General features: G+C 68.5%; 18 protein-coding genes. 14 read left to right on the plus strand and 4 right to left on the minus strand.

Going from position 1 to position 16092, the window contains the following annotated elements; genetic code table 11:
* The first annotated feature begins 20 nt into the window (after positions 1-20).
* From ACYVLV_RS17560 to ACYVLV_RS17570, 3 genes are read left to right on the plus strand one after another with little or no spacing between them, the layout of a single operon-like run.
* Complete coding sequence (locus tag ACYVLV_RS17560; protein WP_460812069.1) at positions 21-452, plus strand: nuclear transport factor 2 family protein; 432 nt, start codon at positions 21-23, stop codon at positions 450-452.
* Entirely contained in the window at positions 452-964 is a 513-nt protein-coding gene (locus tag ACYVLV_RS17565; protein ID WP_460812071.1) for a nitroreductase family deazaflavin-dependent oxidoreductase, read from the plus strand. Before ACYVLV_RS17560 ends, ACYVLV_RS17565 begins: the two co-directional genes overlap by 1 nt.
* A gap of 55 nt (positions 965-1019) precedes the next feature.
* Positions 1020-1601, plus strand: a complete 582-nt coding sequence (locus ACYVLV_RS17570; protein WP_460812073.1) for a hypothetical protein — start codon at positions 1020-1022, stop codon at positions 1599-1601.
* Here ACYVLV_RS17570 and ACYVLV_RS17575 read toward each other — a convergent pair.
* The gene (locus ACYVLV_RS17575) at positions 1588-2826 is read right to left on the minus strand and encodes an MFS transporter (protein WP_460812076.1); all 1239 of its coding nucleotides are present in this window, start codon (positions 2824-2826) and stop codon (positions 1588-1590) included. The two genes, ACYVLV_RS17570 and ACYVLV_RS17575, sit on opposite strands and share 14 nt — an antisense overlap.
* Positions 2827-2949: 123 nt before the next feature.
* Between ACYVLV_RS17575 and ACYVLV_RS17580 the strand changes: the two genes are divergently transcribed.
* On the plus strand, positions 2950-3582 hold the full coding sequence (locus ACYVLV_RS17580) for a SecDF P1 head subdomain-containing protein (RefSeq protein WP_460812079.1): 633 nt from the start codon (positions 2950-2952) through the stop codon (positions 3580-3582).
* On the opposite strand, the gene ACYVLV_RS17585 is transcribed toward ACYVLV_RS17580, so the two are convergent.
* On the minus strand, positions 3530-4528 hold the full coding sequence (locus ACYVLV_RS17585) for an EamA family transporter (RefSeq protein ID WP_460812082.1): 999 nt from the start codon (positions 4526-4528) through the stop codon (positions 3530-3532). The genes ACYVLV_RS17580 and ACYVLV_RS17585 overlap by 53 nt on opposite strands.
* A 40-nt stretch (positions 4529-4568) precedes the next feature.
* On the opposite strand from ACYVLV_RS17585, the gene ACYVLV_RS17590 reads away from it, so the two are divergent.
* Positions 4569-5069 (plus strand): MarR family winged helix-turn-helix transcriptional regulator, encoded by a 501-nt coding sequence (locus tag ACYVLV_RS17590; protein ID WP_460812085.1) that lies wholly within the window; start codon positions 4569-4571, stop codon positions 5067-5069.
* Between the two features lie 89 nt (positions 5070-5158).
* Here the strand turns inward: ACYVLV_RS17590 and ACYVLV_RS17595 are convergent, their stop codons facing one another.
* The gene (locus ACYVLV_RS17595) at positions 5159-6004 is read right to left on the minus strand and encodes an aldo/keto reductase (RefSeq protein ID WP_460812087.1); all 846 of its coding nucleotides are present in this window, start codon (positions 6002-6004) and stop codon (positions 5159-5161) included.
* A 115-nt stretch (positions 6005-6119) separates the two neighbouring features.
* Here ACYVLV_RS17595 and ACYVLV_RS17600 point away from each other — a divergent pair, with 115 nt between their 5' ends.
* The 3 genes from ACYVLV_RS17600 (at position 6120) to ACYVLV_RS17610 (ending at position 8463) form a co-directional block, all read left to right on the plus strand.
* Complete coding sequence (locus ACYVLV_RS17600; RefSeq protein WP_460812090.1) at positions 6120-6572, plus strand: NUDIX hydrolase; 453 nt, start codon at positions 6120-6122, stop codon at positions 6570-6572.
* Positions 6573-6646: 74 nt separating this feature from the next.
* Positions 6647-7225, plus strand: a complete 579-nt coding sequence (locus ACYVLV_RS17605; protein ID WP_460812092.1) for an ArsR/SmtB family transcription factor — start codon at positions 6647-6649, stop codon at positions 7223-7225.
* Positions 7226-7227: 2 nt separating this feature from the next.
* Positions 7228-8463, plus strand: coding sequence for an MFS transporter (locus ACYVLV_RS17610; protein ID WP_460812095.1), 1236 nt, complete (start codon positions 7228-7230; stop codon positions 8461-8463).
* On the opposite strand, the gene ACYVLV_RS17615 is transcribed toward ACYVLV_RS17610, so the two are convergent.
* Positions 8412-9173, minus strand: a complete 762-nt coding sequence (locus ACYVLV_RS17615) for an aspartate/glutamate racemase family protein (RefSeq protein ID WP_460812097.1) — start codon at positions 9171-9173, stop codon at positions 8412-8414. The genes ACYVLV_RS17610 and ACYVLV_RS17615 overlap by 52 nt on opposite strands.
* A 77-nt stretch (positions 9174-9250) precedes the next feature.
* On the opposite strand from ACYVLV_RS17615, the gene ACYVLV_RS17620 reads away from it, so the two are divergent.
* From ACYVLV_RS17620 to ACYVLV_RS17645, 6 genes are all read left to right on the plus strand, one after another.
* On the plus strand, positions 9251-10159 hold the full coding sequence (locus ACYVLV_RS17620) for a LysR family transcriptional regulator (protein ID WP_460812100.1): 909 nt from the start codon (positions 9251-9253) through the stop codon (positions 10157-10159).
* A gap of 99 nt (positions 10160-10258) precedes the next feature.
* The gene (dnaK, locus tag ACYVLV_RS17625) at positions 10259-12169 is read left to right on the plus strand and encodes a molecular chaperone DnaK (RefSeq protein WP_460812103.1); all 1911 of its coding nucleotides are present in this window, start codon (positions 10259-10261) and stop codon (positions 12167-12169) included.
* Positions 12166-12900 carry a nucleotide exchange factor GrpE gene (gene grpE / locus ACYVLV_RS17630; RefSeq protein WP_460812105.1) on the plus strand — a complete coding sequence of 245 codons (735 nt, stop codon included), beginning with the start codon at positions 12166-12168 and terminating at the stop codon, positions 12898-12900. The genes dnaK and grpE overlap by 4 nt, the downstream gene beginning before the upstream one ends.
* A 33-nt stretch (positions 12901-12933) precedes the next feature.
* Entirely contained in the window at positions 12934-14091 is a 1158-nt protein-coding gene (gene dnaJ / locus ACYVLV_RS17635; protein WP_460812107.1) for a molecular chaperone DnaJ, read from the plus strand.
* A gap of 13 nt (positions 14092-14104) precedes the next feature.
* The gene (locus ACYVLV_RS17640; protein WP_460812109.1) at positions 14105-14530 is read left to right on the plus strand and encodes a heat shock protein transcriptional repressor HspR; all 426 of its coding nucleotides are present in this window, start codon (positions 14105-14107) and stop codon (positions 14528-14530) included.
* A 251-nt stretch (positions 14531-14781) separates the two neighbouring features.
* Entirely contained in the window at positions 14782-16092 is a 1311-nt protein-coding gene (locus ACYVLV_RS17645; RefSeq protein ID WP_460812111.1) for a hypothetical protein, read from the plus strand.

The raw sequence follows: 16092 nt of genomic DNA on the forward strand, positions 1-16092 counted from the left end.
TTTGTGCCAGAGTTCGTCCCGTGGACCTTCAGACCCTCATCGCCCGAGCCGAGATCTCCGACGTACTGACGCGCTATACGCGCGCTATCGACTTCGACGAGTGGGACCTGCTCGACACGGTGTTCACCCACGACGCGGCGATCAACTACGTGGAGTCGGGGGGCATCGAGGCCAGCTACCCCGAGGTGAAGCCCTGGCTGATGGAGATGCTGCCGGCCTTCTTCCCGCGCCGGATGCACCAGTTGGGCCAGATCGACATCGAGTTCGGTGAGCCCGCCGACACCGCCACCGTGGCGGCGTACTTCTACAACCCGATGCCTGCCGACGACGGACACGGGGGCGAGAAGATCGTCGAGATCGGCGGCGTCTACCGCCACCAGATGGTGCTGACCCCTGACGGCTGGCGCAGTTGCCGGCTGCACGAACAAGTGATCTGGAAGCGGGGCCTCTGATGGCCGGTACGAAGAAGCCTCTGACCCCCGAGCAGCGGGCCAAGCGGCAAGAGGCGATGGGCAAGCCGCAGGTGGTCACGATCATCAAGTACATGGCCAAGGCGCAGGTCAAGGTGTTCCGGTTGACCAACGGTCGGATCGGGAGCAAATGGCGGATCGGGGCCGGGTTCCGCAAGCCGGTGCCGACCCTGCTGCTCGACCACGTGGGCCGCAAGTCGGGCACCGCCTTCACCACGCCGCTGCTCTACCTGCGGGACGGCGAGAACCTGGTGGTCGTCGCCTCCCAGGGGGGACTCCCGAAGAACCCGCAGTGGTACTTCAACCTGCTGGCCACCCCGGACACCACCGTGCACATCACCAAGCAGCGAGCGCGACCGGTGCGAGCGCACCAGGCGGACGCGGCCGAGCGGGCTGAGTTGTGGCCACGGCTCGTGGACTTGTACGCCGACTTCGCGACCTATCAGGAGACCACCGACCGGGAGATCCCCGTCGTGGTGCTCGAGCCTCGCTGATCGGCCGGACACCACGAGAGTTGGCCGGTTTGCTCGATTCCGTGACAATGGAGTCGTGGCCGAGCCAGAAGTAGGACAACCGACCCGCGAGGGACACCCCGTTGCGGTGGGCCTGTTGGCCCTCGTGAGCGTGGCGGTCGTGATCGGTCTCGTCCTGGGCGGCGCCGCGATGATCGGCACCCGCGCTCTGGGCCTCGGGGACGGTCAGTCGATCTCGGGTGGGTCGACGTCGGAGGAATCGATGTTCCTTCCCACCCCCGAGCCGACCCAGCGCGATGAGGGCCCCTTGGTCACCCTGGCCCCGCAACCCACTCCGACGCAGAGCGAGGCCGAGGACCGGCCCACCAAGAAGAAGCCGGCCACCCCGATCACCCTGACGGTCCTGCAGACCGAGGTCGTGCCGATGGGCCAGATCGACCTCAGCGGGGTCTACCCAGGCGGCGAGGGTTCGATCCTGCAGGTCCAGCAGTTCAGCAACGGCGGGTGGGACGACTTCCCGGTCACCGCGTCGGTGAGCAACGAGACGTTCCGTACCTTCGTCCAGACCGGTCAGCCCGGCGTCAACCGCTTCCGGATGGTCGACAGCGATTCGGGGCTGACATCGAACGAGATCAAGGTGACCATCAGCGGGGGATGACCCCGTCGCGCGACTCACGGTCGAGATCGGCCCGGCGCGTCCAGTAGCCCACCCAGGCGGTGCCGGCCACGGCCAGACCTCCGATGAGCAGGCTGGCGGTCGCCAACGGCGCGAAGACGGCAACCGCGCCGACCAGCAGCGGCCCGCCCGACAGACCGACGTCCCCACACAGGCGCCACCCACCGAGGAACTGAGCCCGTCCGGCGATGGGTGCCGCATCGGCTCCGAGGGTCATCACGATCCCCGAACCCAGCCCGTTGCCCACCGCGATCAGGGCCATCACGGCCGCGATGCCGGTCGCGGAGTCGGTCAGGGGCAGGAGGAACGCCGCCACCGCCACCGAGGCCACCACCGGGACGGCTACCACCATCCGGCCGCGGGTGTCCATCAACCAGCCGCCGGGGAGGAAGAATGCGATGTCGATCAGGGCGGCGAACGAGAAGATCAGGGACGTCGTACTGGCCGAGATCCCGACCTGGTCGGCCCACAGGGGAAGCAACCCGTTGCGCACCGAGCGGGAGGCGGAGATGACGATCACCGCGACGCCCAGGGTGAGCAGGGTGCGGCGGTTCTGCCTGAGGACCGACCACACGCTGAGGTGACCGGTGCTGCGCTGAGCGGTGCGGGACTCGGTCCCGAGATCCGGCATCAGCAGGGCCAGGAGGCCCGAAGCCACCGACGTGAAGGCCGCGAGGACGAAGACCGAGCGTAGATCGGTCACGGCGATCAGGCCTGCGCCGAGCAGCGGGCCCACGAAGATCCCGACCCGGTGGGACCCGCCGAGTGCCGAGAGGGCACGGGCCCTCAGGCGGGTGGGGACCGCGTCGATCATGAAGCCCTGCCGGGCCAGCATGAACGCCGTCCAGGTCATCCCGGAGACCACCACGGCGGCGCTGAGCATCATCACGGAGTTGCTCAGCGCGGCGGTCGCCATGGCGACCGCGTCGACGAGACCGCCGAGGAACAGGGTGCGTCGCTCCCCGATGCGTGCGACCAGCGCCCCGGCGGGCAGGGAGGCCAGGAGCATGCCGACACCCAGGAGGGCCACGACGAAGGCCGCCGTACTGACGTCTGCCCCCAGATCCCGGGCCCGCAGAGCCAGGATCGGAAGCACCGCGCCGTGGCCGATCGAGTTCACGATGGTGGGCCCGTACGCCGTGACCGCGATGTCCCGGAACCGGAACTCCGCCGGGTCCGAGACGGTCGAGGTCTCGGACGTGGGCATGGGGATCATTGTCCGTCGAGTCGGGCCGTGCGTGAAGGTTCGATACGTCACACGGGTGGCCTCGGGCCTGTGGTTGGCCGACGGTCGCGACACGATCGGGGGTCAGCGGGCACACTTTGGGTCATGAGACTTCCGCTCGTGCCCGTCGTACTGCTCGGTGCTGCGCTGCTCGTCGGCTGCTCTGGCGACGCAGATGAGGACCCGACAGTCCCCTCGGGGTCCGCGTCGGTGGTCGAGGCCCCCTCGGAGGGGTCGACGCCCTCTGCGTCCGAAGCGCCGCGGGGACCGTCGGAGGTGCAGTTCAGGGAGGTACGCGCCAGCGGTCTGTCGAGTCCCGGGACCACCGTTCTCGGGGAGTTCCGCGAGCAGTTCGAGGCACTGGACTGCGCCGCGAGCCCGTCGCTGGCCCAGATTCCGGCCGAGGAGGTCCAGGTCTCCTGCGACGCCCGAGAGCTGCGCTACCTCCTGGAGCCGGCGGTTCTGGCGACGACGGTGGAGGAGGCTCGGGTGGACGTGGATGAGTCCGGCAGCCCGCTGCTGACCCTCACCCTGGACGACGAGGCGGCCGCCGAGCTGGGTCAGGTGACGCAGGGACTGGCCGACACCGGGGCCCGGTTGGCTGTCGTGGTCGACGGGTTCGTGGTCCGGGCCATGGTGGTGGCGGCGCCCATCGAGGGCGGAGTTCTGCAGATCCCCGGCGCCTTCACCGAAGCAGAAGCGGATGATCTGGTGCGTCGCCTGACGGTGGCGCCGTGACGTCGTCGAGGTCGGTCGGCCTCCTGGGCTCGTCGGGGTCAGCGGTCTCGCCCAGGCCCTCGGTGGGACCCCTGGTTCGCCAGCGGCGTACGGCCTGCGCGACAGCGGGCTGACCGCCCAGCACTCCGCCGAGCACCAGCGCGACGCCGAGGGCCTGGGCGAGACCGAAGACCTCCGCGGCGATGAGGATGCCCAGGACGGTGCCGACCACGGGGTTGAGGAGACCGACCAGGGCGACGGCGCCAGCCGGCATCGAGCGCAGGCCGTGGAACCAGCAGATGTAGGCCAGGATCGTCCCCGCTCCGCCGATCCACAGCAGTCCGGCCGCGGCGCCGAGGTCCAGGGCCGGGGGAGGCCCCTCGATGAGGAGACCGAGGGGGAGGAGGAGCAGGCCGCCGACGATCAGTTGCCACGAGACGAGCGTGACGAGGTCGACCGGAGCGCTCCAGCGCTTGATCAGGACGAAGCCGAGCGCGGAGACGGCCACCGAGCTGAAGGCGGCCAGCACTCCGAGGGGATCGAGCTGACCGGGGCTGCGCAGGACCAGGAGAGTGACTCCGAGCAGCCCGACGAGGGCGGCGGTGATCCGGGCGGCTCCTGGACGTTCAGACAGCAGGAGCCAGGCGACCCCCATCACCACCAGCGGCGAGGTGGCCTGGATGGTCGAGGCCAGCCCTCCCGGCAGTCGATAGGCGGAGAGGAAGATCAGGGGAAAGAACAGCCCGATGTTGCACACCCCCAGGACGATCGAGCGCCACCACCAGTCACCCGTGGGTAGCCGGCGACGCCAGGCGAGCAGGATCAGTCCCGCCGGCAGGGCGCGCATGGTCGCCGCGAAGAGGGGCCGGTCGGGCGGTAGGAGCTCGGAGGTGACGATGTACGTCGTCCCCCACGCGGCCGGCGCGATGGCGGTGATCGCAACGATCCGCCACCCAATAGTTTCCATGGAAGAGAATATATCTTCCGTGTCAAGTAATGTCTGCTTCATGAGCGCCAACCCGGATCACGTCGGCCGTATTCTGCAGCAGTGGGCGCAGGAGCGACCCGACCTGGACGTGTCGCCGATGGGAATCATCGGCCGCCTACACCGCCTCGCAGCGGTGTTGGAGGAGGAGTTGCGACCGGTCTTCGCCGAGGCGGGGCTAAGCGACGGCGACTTCGACGTGCTGGCGTCACTGCGACGCTCGGGGGCGCCGTACGAAGTGACACCGGGGGAGTTGGCGGCCTCCACGATGGTGACCTCCGGCGCGATCACCAAGCGAGTGGACCGCCTGGTCGACGCAGGCCTGGTTACGCGCACTGTCTCGGAGTCGGACGCGCGCTCGCGACTGATCCGCCTGACCGATCAGGGCCTGCGCACCTGCGACTCGCTCGTCGAACGACATGTGGCCAACGAACACCGTCTGGTGGCCGGTCTCAGCGACCTCGAACGCTCCCGGCTGGCCCATCTGCTCGAAATCTGGGGCCACCAACTCACCGGTTCGTGAACCTTGGACGAGGAAACTCACGCTTGGACGACAAAGTTTCATCGTCCAAGCGTGAGTTTCACCGGCCGGCCGGTGAAACTCCCTCCGGCTCAGTCAGGGATCATGTCGAACACGGCCGGGTCCGGACCGATCCGGCCATCGGTGCCGCCGCCGAGGGCGGTGATGGTGGCAACCTCATCGGAGCTGAGCGAGAAGTCGAAGAGGTCGAAGTTCTCCGCCATCCGCTCGGCCTTCATCGACTTGGGGAAGACGATGTCGCCGCGTTCGATGTGCCAGCGCAGGGTGACCTGCGAGGGCGTTTTGCTGTGCTTCTTCGCGATCTCGCCGATGGCCTGGTCGTCCAGGATCTTGCCCTGAGCGATCGGGGACCATGCCTCGATCTTGACCCCGTGCGCCAGGGAGGCCTCGCGGGTCACATCGTTGGTGAAGTAGGGGTGGGCCTCGATCTGGTTGACCACCGGAAGGACTCCGGTCTCAGCCACGATGCGGTCGAGGTGGTCGGGGTTGAAGTTCGACACGCCCACCGACTTCGCGCCGCCCTGGGTGACGAGCTCGGCCATCGCCTTCCACGTCGAGACGTAGTCGCCGTCGTATTTGGTGGGCAGCGGCCAGTGCACGAGGAACAGGTCGACGTGGTCGAGACCCAACTTGGCCAGCGACTCGTCGAAGGAGCGCTTGACGTCGTCGGGGCGGTGGTTGTTGTTGTTCAACTTCGTGGTGACGTAAAGGTCTCCGCGCGAGAGGCCCGAGGAGGCGATGGCCTCACCGACGCCGGCCTCGTTGCCGTACATCTGCGCCGTGTCGATGTGGCGGTAGCCCGCCTCGAACGCGGAGGTGACGGTGGCCGCGGTGTCCTCCGCGGGCACCTGGAACACCCCGAAGCCGAGTTGGGGGATGGTCGTGTGGTCGTTGAGGGTCACGGTAGGAACGGTCATGCAGGGCCTAAGGATCGTCGCGCTCGGACTATTCCGGGCCCGGAACGAACCCTCCTGGATGGCGAGGTGGCCGATGCGGTCGGCGGGCGCATGGTTCGTTCGTCATGATGGCGGGGTGAACTACACCGACTACGACACCAGATTGGCGGCGTACGCCGTCATCGTCGACGACGATCGGGTGCTGCTCGCATTGTGGAACGAGGCGGACCAGCCGCGCTGGACCCTGCCCGGTGGCGGGGTGGAGTTGAACGAGAGCGCCGAGGAGGGGGCGATCCGCGAGGTGCGCGAGGAGTCCGGGTACGACGTCGAGCTGGGTCCGCTGCTCGGCGTCCACTCCTACGTCATCCCACCCGAGCGTCGGCGCCACGCCCGCGGCCGCTCGATGAAGGCGGTGCGGGTGATCTACACCGCCACCGTGATCGGCGGCGATCTGACCGAGGAGATCGACGGAACGACCGACGAGGCGCGATGGTTCCCCCTGGCGGAGGTACCGAGCCTGCCCCAGGTGGGTCTGATCGAGGTCGGGCTACGGATGTGGCGCCAGCGACCCCAGCCAGCGCAGGAGTAGTCGCACCCTGTCGACGACAAGATGACCGCAAGCAAATCCTTGCAAAGATGTCTTTGCGGTTTTAGTCTGAGGTCATGGACCTGTCGCGTGTCACCCCCGACGTAGCGGGACTGCAGGCGCTGTCCCACCCCACCCGGCTCCGCATCCTGGGCCTCCTGCGCTCGGAGGGGTCGGCCACCGCCAGTTCGCTGGCGACCCGGTTGGGCATGAACTCGGGCGCGACGTCCTACCACCTCAGGCACCTGGCCAAGCACGGCTTCATCGAGGACGATGCTGAGCGGGGTAACGGGCGCGAGCGTTGGTGGCGGGCGGCTCACCAGTCCACCCGCACCACGTCGGATCCGCGTTCGCCCCAGGAGCGCGACGCGCTGGACGCCTTCGCCCAGGCCATCGCCGTCGTACACACCGAGCAGCTGCAGCGGGCCGTGGAGGAGTTCGGTCTGCTTCCGGAGGCCTGGCGATCCACCACCACGACCTCGGACTGGGGATTCACCCTCACCCCGGCCCGGGCCCGAGCGCTGCTGGCTGCACTCGAGCAGGTGTTGGAGGAGACCGAAGAGGACGCCGAGGACGCCGAAGCGGGTTCGTTCGTGGTCCAGCTCCACACCTTCCCTCGGCCAGGGACGGTCACCCCGCAGGCTTCCGGGTCCTGATGATGAGCGCCTACCGGGTCTTCCTGCTCCTCACCTTCACCCGCTGGTTCCCGATCGGACTGGTGGTGGCGCTCCTGGGGTTGTGGAAGCTCGACCAGGGGCTCAGCGTGGCCCAGGTCCTGACCTCGGGAGCGGTCAGTGCGGTGCTGATCCTCCTGCTGGAACTACCCACCAGCGGGTTCGCCGACACCTACGGGCGCCGCTCCCTGCTGGTGGTGGCCGCGGTGGTGGGAGTGGTCTCCTCGGTGATCTATCTGCTCGCGTCGTCGTTCTGGGTCTTCGTCGTCGCCTCGATCCTCCAGGGGATCCACCGAGCGTTGGACTCCGGCCCGCTCGAGGCGTGGTTCGTGGACACCGTCCACGTGGAACGACCCGGAGCCGACGTCGATCAGGAACTCTCCCGCGCCGGCACGGTCCTCGGCGCCGCGATCGCGTCGGGGGCGCTGCTGTCCGGTGCGCTGGTGTGGTGGGACCCGTTGCCGGGGTCGGCCCTGCGCCTGCCCATGCTCCTGTGGGCCATCCTCGGGGTGATCCACCTGGTCGCTGTGGTCCTGCTGATGCGCGAATCGCCCCGGGTGCGTACGACGGGCGCGAATCCGTGGCAGGGCGTGATCGAGGTGCGTCAGGTCGTCGTCGGGGGATTGACCCTCGCGCTACGCAACCGCGTGCTGCTCGCGCTGCTGGGCGCCGAGGCCGCGATGAGCCTGCTGATGATCGGCTTCGAGCAGTTGGTCCCGCTGCGGTTGGCCGAACTGCTGGGCAGTCCGGATCGCGCCGGGGCGTTGATGAGTCCGACCGCGGCGATCGGGTGGGGGGCCTTTGCGGCCGGCGCCGCGCTGGGTGGCCGACTCTCCCGTCGCCTGGGACTGGCCCGAGCCGCCATGGTGACCCACCTACTCACCGCGGTCGGCGTGGTCGGCATCGGGCTGGCCATCGGTCCGGTCGGAGTCGTCACCGGCTACGTCGTGGCGTACGGCGTCTTCGGCGGCACCGGTCCGCTCCAGGCGGCGCTGGTCCATCGCGAGGCCAGTGCGCAGAACCGAGCGACCGTCCTCTCGCTGGGGTCGATGTCCTCCTTCGCGGTCTTCGCCGTGATGGCTCCCCTCGCGGGGGTGCTCGCGGGGATGACGTCGACCGGGGTCGCCCTGTTGGCCCTCGGGATCCTCGGGGGACTGGGCGGTGCCTGCTACCTGCCGGCGGCGCGATCGAGCAGGGCCCCGGCGGACGCCCCAGCCTGAGCGTCGGCCAGATTGCCCGGTTCAGCGAGCGCGCGGTCGACCAGGGCGTCGGCGTGGGCGGTCGCGGAGTCGATCAGGGGGAGAGGTGAGGACCCCGGCGGCACGAGGAGGCCGATTTCGGTGCAGGCCAGCACGACGGCCTCCGCCCCGGCCGCGCCGAGCTGCTCGATCACCTCGATGTACGCCGCCCGCGAGGCGTCGAGGAACCGGCCCTGGGTGATCTCCTCGAACACCACCCGATCGATCATGTCCCGCCCGGCCTCGTCGGGCACCACGACCTCGATGCCGTGCAGGGCCAGGCGGTCGGCGTAGAAGGTCTCCTCCATCACCCACCGGGCCCCGAGCAGGCCGAGCCGCGTGATCCCTGCGGCGCGGGCCACCTGTGCTACGGCGTCGGCGATGTGGATCGCCGGGACGTCGACGGCGGATTCGAGGGCGTCGAAGTTCTTGTGCATCAGATTCGTGCACAGACCGATCAGATCGGCACCTCCCGCCTCGCAGCGGCGGGCCGCGTCGGCCAGGATCTGGGCCGAGCCCGCCCAGTCCTCACGCAGCTGGCAGTCGCGCACCTGCGCGAAGTCCACGGACTGCAGAGAGATCTTCGCGGAGGAGTGGCCGCCCCGACGCGCGGCCACCTGCTCGTTGATGCGGCGGTAGTAGGCCTCGGTGGAGTGCCAGGACATGCCTCCGACGAGGCCGATGGTCAACATGCATCCAGCCTCCCGCGGATCGTGGACCCTAGGAATCCCCCTTCTTCTAGGAGGAGCCATAAGCAATAGTTGGAGCCATGATGGACAGCCGACGCATTCTCATCTTCCGGGCCGTGGTCCGGGCCGGCTCGATCAGTGCCGCCGCCCGCGAACTCGGTTGGACCCAGCCGGCGGTGAGTCAGCACCTCGCGCATCTGGAGCGCGAAGCCGGTTCCCCGCTGCTCCTGCGCGGCCCTTCTGGCGTCCGGTTGACCGAGGCGGGCCAGATGTTGGCCAAGCGGGCCGACGTACTGGCCGCCGAACTGCACGCAGCCACCGAGGAACTCGTGGCGTTGGGGCAACTACGGGCCGGACGGGCGCGACTGGTGGCCTTTCCCTCGGCGGCGGCGACGATCGTCCCGGTCGCGTTGGAGACCTTGGCCGCGGATCACCCGGCCATCGAGGTCGGGCTCGAGGTCGCCGAACCGCCCGAGGCGATCGCCGCGGTGAGCGCGGGCGATGCGGATCTCGCCCTGGCCTTCGGGTATGACGGCCCACCCGAGGGCCTCGGCCCTCTCCGGTGGGTTCCCCTGATCGCTGAACCGGTGCACCTGGTGGTCCCGCCGGATTCGACGATGACCGAGCGGGCTCCTCTGGCCTCCCTGTCGGGGGCCGACTGGATCGGGGGCTGTGTGCGCTGCCGCGGCCATCTCGTCCAATGCTGCGAGGAGGCCGGATTCACCCCGGTGCTTCGGCACACGACCGACGACTATGTGGTCGTCCAGAATCTGGTGGCCCGCGGGCTGGGGGTCACGGTCCTGCCGGCGTCGGCCCTGGCCGCCTACCGCCACCCGGGGGTGCGGGTGCTCGAACGGCCCGATCTGGGGGAGCGGGTGATCGGGGTTCTGATGCGACCGGGCGCCGAGGCGGTGCCCGCCACGGGCGCGCTGTTGCAACGCTTTCGCGGGGTCGGAGAACTGCCGGGAACAAACGCGGAGACCCCCTAGTTGAGCCTGTCAGAGACTTGAGTTGAATCGACTCAACTTCTTTGCCACAATCGGTGGCAGCACATCCCCATACGTCTTACACGCGGAGGTAACACACACATGGCACGAGCAGTCGGCATCGACCTCGGCACCACCAACAGCGTCGTCGCGGTCCTCGAGGGTGGCGAACCCACCGTCATCGCCAACGCGGAGGGCGCCCGCACCACCCCGTCGGTCGTGGCCTTCGCCAAGTCCGGCGAGGTTCTCGTCGGTGAGGTCGCCAAGCGCCAGGCCGTCACCAACGTCGACCGGACGATTCGCTCGGTCAAGCGTCACATGGGCACGGACTGGAAGCAGACCTTCGACGACAAGGACTTCAACTCCCAGCAGATCAGCGCCTTCGTGCTGCAGAAGCTCAAGCGCGACGCCGAGGCCTACCTCGGTGAGCCCGTCACCGACGCCGTGATCACCGTCCCGGCGTACTTCTCCGACGCCCAGCGCCAGGCGACCAAGGAAGCCGGCGAGATCGCGGGCCTGAACGTCTCCCGCATCGTCAACGAGCCCACCGCGGCTGCTTTGGCCTACGGCCTGGACAAGGGCGACGACCAGACCATCCTCGTCTTCGACCTCGGTGGCGGCACGTTCGACGTGTCCCTGCTCGAGATCGGTGAGGGTGTGGTCGAGGTCAAGGCGACCTCCGGTGACAACCACCTCGGTGGTGACGACTGGGATGACCGCGTCGTGGAGTGGATGGTCAAGCGCTTCAAGGCCAACAATGGCGTCGACCTCGCGGCCGACAAGATCGCCAAGCAGCGCCTCCAGGAAGCGGCCGAGAAGGCCAAGATCGAGCTTTCGTCCTCCAGCGAGACCACGATCCACCTGCCTTACATCACCCACGGCGAGTCCGGCCCGCTGCACTTCGAAGAGAAGTTGAGCCGCTCGGAGTTCCAGAAGCTGACCCAGGACCTGATCGACCGCACCAAGACCCCGTTCCAAGCGGTCCTCAAGGACGGTGGCGTGGCGATCGCCAACATCGACCACGTCGTGATGGTCGGTGGCTCCACCCGGATGCCCGCCGTGACCGAGGTCGTGAAGTCTCTGCTCGGCGGCAAGGAGCCCAACAAGGGCGTCAACCCCGACGAGGTCGTCGCTGTGGGCGCGGCCCTCCAGGCCGGTGTCCTCAAGGGCGAGGTCAAGGACGTGCTGCTCCTCGACGTCACCCCGCTCTCCCTCGGTATCGAGACCAAGGGTGGCGTGATGACCAACCTCATCGAGCGCAACACCACGATCCCGACCAAGCGTTCGGAGATCTTCACCACCGCCGATGACAACCAGCCCTCGGTCGAGATCAAGGTCGCCCAGGGTGAGCGTCAGATGTGGGCGCAGAACCAGCCGCTCGGTAACTTCGAGCTGACCGGTCTGCCGCCGGCGCCTCGCTCGGTGCCCAAGATCGAGGTCACCTTCGACATCGACGCCAACGGCATCGTGCACGTGTCCGCCAAGGACCAGGGCTCCGGCAAGGAGCAGTCCATGACCATCTCCGGTGGGTCCGCCCTGTCGAAGGACGACATCGACCGGATGGTCAAGGAGGCCGAGCAGTACGCCGACGAGGACGCCAAGCGTCGCGAGAGCGTGGAGGCCCGCAACCAGGGTGAGCAGCTCGTCTACTCGACGGAGAAGTTCCTCGAGGACAACGCAGACAAGCTGCCCGACGAGGTCAAGACCGAGGTCACCGCCGACGTCGACGCCCTCAAGGCCGTCCTCGAGGACGAAGAGGCCGACGCGGATTCCATCAACGCCGCCCTGGCGAAGGTCAACGAGTCCAGCCAGAAGATGGGCGCTGCGATGTACGCCGCAGCCGAGGCCGACGCCTCCGCCGCGGGTGGGGCCACCGGAGCCACCGGTGAAGCCGACGACGACGTCGTCGACGCCGAGATCGTGGACGACGAGCCCACCGAGTCCGCAGAGTCTGCGGAGTCCGCCAAGGCCGACGAGACCGCCGACCAGACGGGCGAGGACGAGTCCAAGTGACGCAGTCCCCCGATCTGCCCCAGGGGGAGGCTGCCGGTCAGCCTCCCCCCGGGGACGGGGTCTCTCCGGAGGCCTCCCACGGCGGCTCCTTCGGGGACGCCGCCGCAGAGATGCCCAACGAGACCGAGGTGGAGGTCACCATGGATTCGCAACCAGAGCACGGCGAGGCCCAGCCGGCAACTCAGCCTGCGACCGAGGCTGATGGAGACATCAGCGGAGTCGCCGACATGGTCGAGGAGGGGGCGCCGCTCGAGCCGTCGGACTTGCTCGATGAGCAGACCGCGGAGTCCGATGAACTCACCGTGGCCCAGATGGCGCTTGCCGAACGGACCACCGACCTGCAGCGATTGCAGGCCGAGTTCGTCAACTACAAGCGCCGCGTCGACCGGGACCGCGACCTGATCAAGGAGAACGCGACGTACGCCGCGCTCGTCCCGATCGTCGAGGTCCTCGACAACATCGACCGCGCCCGCGAGCACGGCGAGTTGGACCCGGGCTTCAAGTCCATCGCCGAGCAGTTGGAGCGTGTGGTGGCCGGGTCCGGCCTGGTGAAGTTCGGCGCTCCGGGCGACGCCTTCGACCCGGCCTTCCACGAGGCGCTGTCCCATCTGGGACAGGACCCCGAGGTCACCGTGACCACGTGCAAGGTGGTCGCGAAGGCTGGCTACAAGATCGGAGCGCGCGTCGTACGCGCCGCTCAGGTGCTCGTCGCCGATCCGGTCGAAGACTGATCAACCAAACACAGGGAGAGGGGTGACAAAAGCATGAGTGACAAGGACGGCTTCCGGGCCGACTGGGCGCAGAAGGACTTCTACAAGGTCCTCGGTCTCAAGAAGGATGCGGCGAGCGCTGACATCAAGAAGGCCTACCGCAAGCTCGCGCGCGAGAACCACCCCGACACCCACCCCGGCGACGATGCGCGGCATGACCGGTTCAAGGCGGTCGCGGAGGCGTATGACGTGGTGGGCGATCCCGACAAGCGCAGCAAGTACGACGAGATGCGTTCGCTCTACGCCAGTGGCGGCGGCTTCGGCCGCCCCACGGGCGCGGGCGGCGGATTCTCGGTCGACGACCTGCTGCGGGACCGGGCCGGCGGTGGTGGGTTCGGCGACATGTTCGGCGACATCTTCGGCGGCGGCGGCCAACGCCGCCCGCAGCAACCGCGCCCGGCCAAGGGTGCCGACGTCGAGACCTCGGCCACCATCAGCTTCGTCGACGCCGTCGACGGGGTGACGGTGTCGCTGCGGCTCACCTCCGACGCACCCTGCCCCGACTGCAACGGCACCGGCGGGAAGGCGGGCACCAAGCCGCGTATCTGCTCCCACTGTGAGGGCGCCGGCTCGGTGGTCTCCTCGGTGGGCGGTGCCTTCTCCCTCAACGAGACCTGCCCGGTCTGCGGGGGCCGACAACTGGTCTACGACCAGCACTGCCCCACCTGCGGCGGCAACGGTCGCGGGCTCTCCGCGCGCACGATCCAGGCCCGGCTGCCGGCCGGGGTCAAGGACGGCCAGCGCATCCGGGTCCGAGGCAAGGGCTCGGCAGGGGAGAGCGGCGGCCCTCCTGGGGACCTGTTCGTGGTGGTCCGGGTCAGCCCGCACCGCGTGTTCGAACGGTCCGGGGACAACCTGACCCTCGACGTACCCATCTCCTTCGACGAGGCCGCCCTCGGCGCCGAGATCAAGGTCCCCACCCTCGGTGGGGCCCCGGTCACCCTGCGCCTGCCGGCCGGGACGCCCAACGGTCGCACCTTCCGGGTGCGCGGCCGCGGCGTCACCAAGGCCGACGGGTCGAGCGGTGACCTGCTGGCGACCGTGGTCGTGCAGGTTCCGGCCACCCTCAACGAGGCCGCCAAGGAGGCGGTCCACGCCTACCGAGAGGCGACCGTGGGCAAACCCCTACGGGCGAACCTGTTCGACTCATGAGGGGGTTCGAGTCATGAGGGACATGGAGGGGCCTGGCCCGGACGCCGCCGTCTACGTGATCAGCGTGGCGGCGCAACTGACCGGTCTCCACCCGCAGACCCTGCGGACCTACGAGCGACTCGGGCTGATCATGCCCGGTCGCACGGGCGGCGGCGGTCGCCGCTACTCCTCGACCGACATCGACCGGTTGCGGGAGATCGCCGAGCTGACCTCCTCGGGCATCGGCATCGAGGGAGTACGCCGAATCCTCGAGTTGGAGAACCGCGCCACCGCGCTCTCGGCCCGCAACGAGGAACTCCAGGCAGAGCTCGCGGCCACCCGCGAGGCCCTGCGGGCGGCGGTCTCCGACCGCCGCGCCGAGGCGCCGGTCAGCCGGGTGCCCGCGCTGCGCCCGCCCCCGATGGGTCAATCCATCGTGGTGTGGCGACGCGGCCGCTGAGGCACCCTGACGGGACGCTGGTTGAGGTGTGAGGGCCGCCAGGCCCGAGCCTCGAAACCTGGTTCCTGACATGGCCGGGTCCGCACCGGGGCCCGGTGGTTTCGAGGCTCCTCGCTGGAGCTCGCCACCCCTCGACCAGCGAGGTCGAGTGGTCGGGCGTGATGTGGTTAACCCTCACTGTTACCGCCGGTAGGCACTATCCTCGACGCAGCCTGTCAAAGCAGACGGGTGGCGGGTGAGGGAGTGACGGCATGGTCGAGTGGGTCACCGAGTGGTTCAACGACATCGACTGGCTTCTGTTCCTGACGATCCCGATCTTCACCGGGGTCATCGGGTTCCTGATCAACTGGTCGGGACTGTTCATGTTGTTCAGCCCGGTGCGGTTCCACGGCGTCAAGGTGCCGGGGATGAAGGAGCTCGCCTCGATCCTGCCCCGCAAGTTGCAGGAGATCCCCGGGCTCATCCAGGGCGGGATCGGCTGGCAGGGGATCGTGCCGGCCCGGGCCGCGAAGATGGGGTCGATCGCGGTCGACAAGGCCATCGCCAAGCTCGGCACCCCGGGGGAGTTCTACCAACAGCTCGAACCCGATCAGATCGCCGAACACATCGTCACCGTCTTCCGCCCCGAGATCCCCGAATTGGTCAACGACGTGATGAGCCGCGAGCACCCGCGGCTGTGGAGGGACCTCCCGGGGCCGGTCAAGCAGACCGTCTATGACCGGGTGCAGTCCCAACTGCCGTCCGTGGTCGGCCGGGTCACCGACGAGATCGGCATTCACATCGACCAACTGCTCGACCCGAAAATCATGGTCATCGACCACTTCCAGAAGAACCCCGCCCTGGTCGTGCGGATCTTCCGCGACTTCGGTCAACGAGAGCTGAACCTGATGGTCTGGTTCGGGTTCATCTTCGGTTTCCTGCTCGGTATCCCGGTCGCCGTCGCGGACAGCATCATCCACCAGGGATGGGTGCTGCCGGTCATGGGCGTGGCCGTCGGGTGGATCACCAACTCGCTGGGGATGTGGCTGATCTTCGAGCCCCCCGAGCGCAAGATGCTGCTCGGCTTCATCCCCGTGCACGGACTGTTCCTGCGTCGACAGAACGAGGCCGCCGAGGTGTACGCCCGGATCATCGCCGAGGACGTCATCACCCTCGAACGCATCGGGGACTTCCTGCTCGACGGCCCCCGGGGGGACAGGACCCGACAGATGCTGGCCACGGCCCTGCGACCGGCCATCGACAAGGCCGCCGGACCCCTGCGCGGCGCGGTCCGGGTCGCGCTGGGAGCGGAGAAGTTCGACAACATCCGCGACTCGGTGGCCAAGGAAGCGGTGGGCCGGACCCTGACCCCCTTCAAGGACAAGGACTTCTCCGCCAAACAGGCCGAGAAGATCCGGGTCCTGGTCGCCACCCGCACCAAGGAACTACCGCCGAGAGACTTCGTGGACATGATGCGATCAGCGATCAAGGAGGACGAGTGGATGCTCTACGCCCACGGCGCCATCATGGGCGCAGCCGGAGGATTCCTGCACCTGTGGATCTTCGGGGTGCAGGGTGGTTGA

Source organism: Nocardioides salsibiostraticola (assembly GCF_054783655.1).

Coding starts and splice junctions, on each gene's coding strand:
- ACYVLV_RS17565 (WP_460812071.1), top strand. CDS start 452: ATGGCCGGTACGAAGAAGCCTCTGACCCCCGAGCAGCGGGCCAAGCGG.
- ACYVLV_RS17575 (WP_460812076.1), bottom strand. CDS start 2,826: ATGCCCACGTCCGAGACCTCGACCGTCTCGGACCCGGCGGAGTTCCGG.
- ACYVLV_RS17580 (WP_460812079.1), top strand. CDS start 2,950: ATGAGACTTCCGCTCGTGCCCGTCGTACTGCTCGGTGCTGCGCTGCTC.
- ACYVLV_RS17585 (WP_460812082.1), bottom strand. CDS start 4,528: ATGGAAACTATTGGGTGGCGGATCGTTGCGATCACCGCCATCGCGCCG.
- ACYVLV_RS17590 (WP_460812085.1), top strand. CDS start 4,569: ATGAGCGCCAACCCGGATCACGTCGGCCGTATTCTGCAGCAGTGGGCG.
- ACYVLV_RS17595 (WP_460812087.1), bottom strand. CDS start 6,004: ATGACCGTTCCTACCGTGACCCTCAACGACCACACGACCATCCCCCAA.
- ACYVLV_RS17605 (WP_460812092.1), top strand. CDS start 6,647: ATGGACCTGTCGCGTGTCACCCCCGACGTAGCGGGACTGCAGGCGCTG.
- ACYVLV_RS17610 (WP_460812095.1), top strand. CDS start 7,228: ATGAGCGCCTACCGGGTCTTCCTGCTCCTCACCTTCACCCGCTGGTTC.
- ACYVLV_RS17615 (WP_460812097.1), bottom strand. CDS start 9,173: ATGTTGACCATCGGCCTCGTCGGAGGCATGTCCTGGCACTCCACCGAG.
- ACYVLV_RS17620 (WP_460812100.1), top strand. CDS start 9,251: ATGATGGACAGCCGACGCATTCTCATCTTCCGGGCCGTGGTCCGGGCC.
- dnaK (WP_460812103.1), top strand. CDS start 10,259: ATGGCACGAGCAGTCGGCATCGACCTCGGCACCACCAACAGCGTCGTC.
- dnaJ (WP_460812107.1), top strand. CDS start 12,934: ATGAGTGACAAGGACGGCTTCCGGGCCGACTGGGCGCAGAAGGACTTC.
- ACYVLV_RS17640 (WP_460812109.1), top strand. CDS start 14,105: ATGAGGGACATGGAGGGGCCTGGCCCGGACGCCGCCGTCTACGTGATC.
- ACYVLV_RS17645 (WP_460812111.1), top strand. CDS start 14,782: ATGGTCGAGTGGGTCACCGAGTGGTTCAACGACATCGACTGGCTTCTG.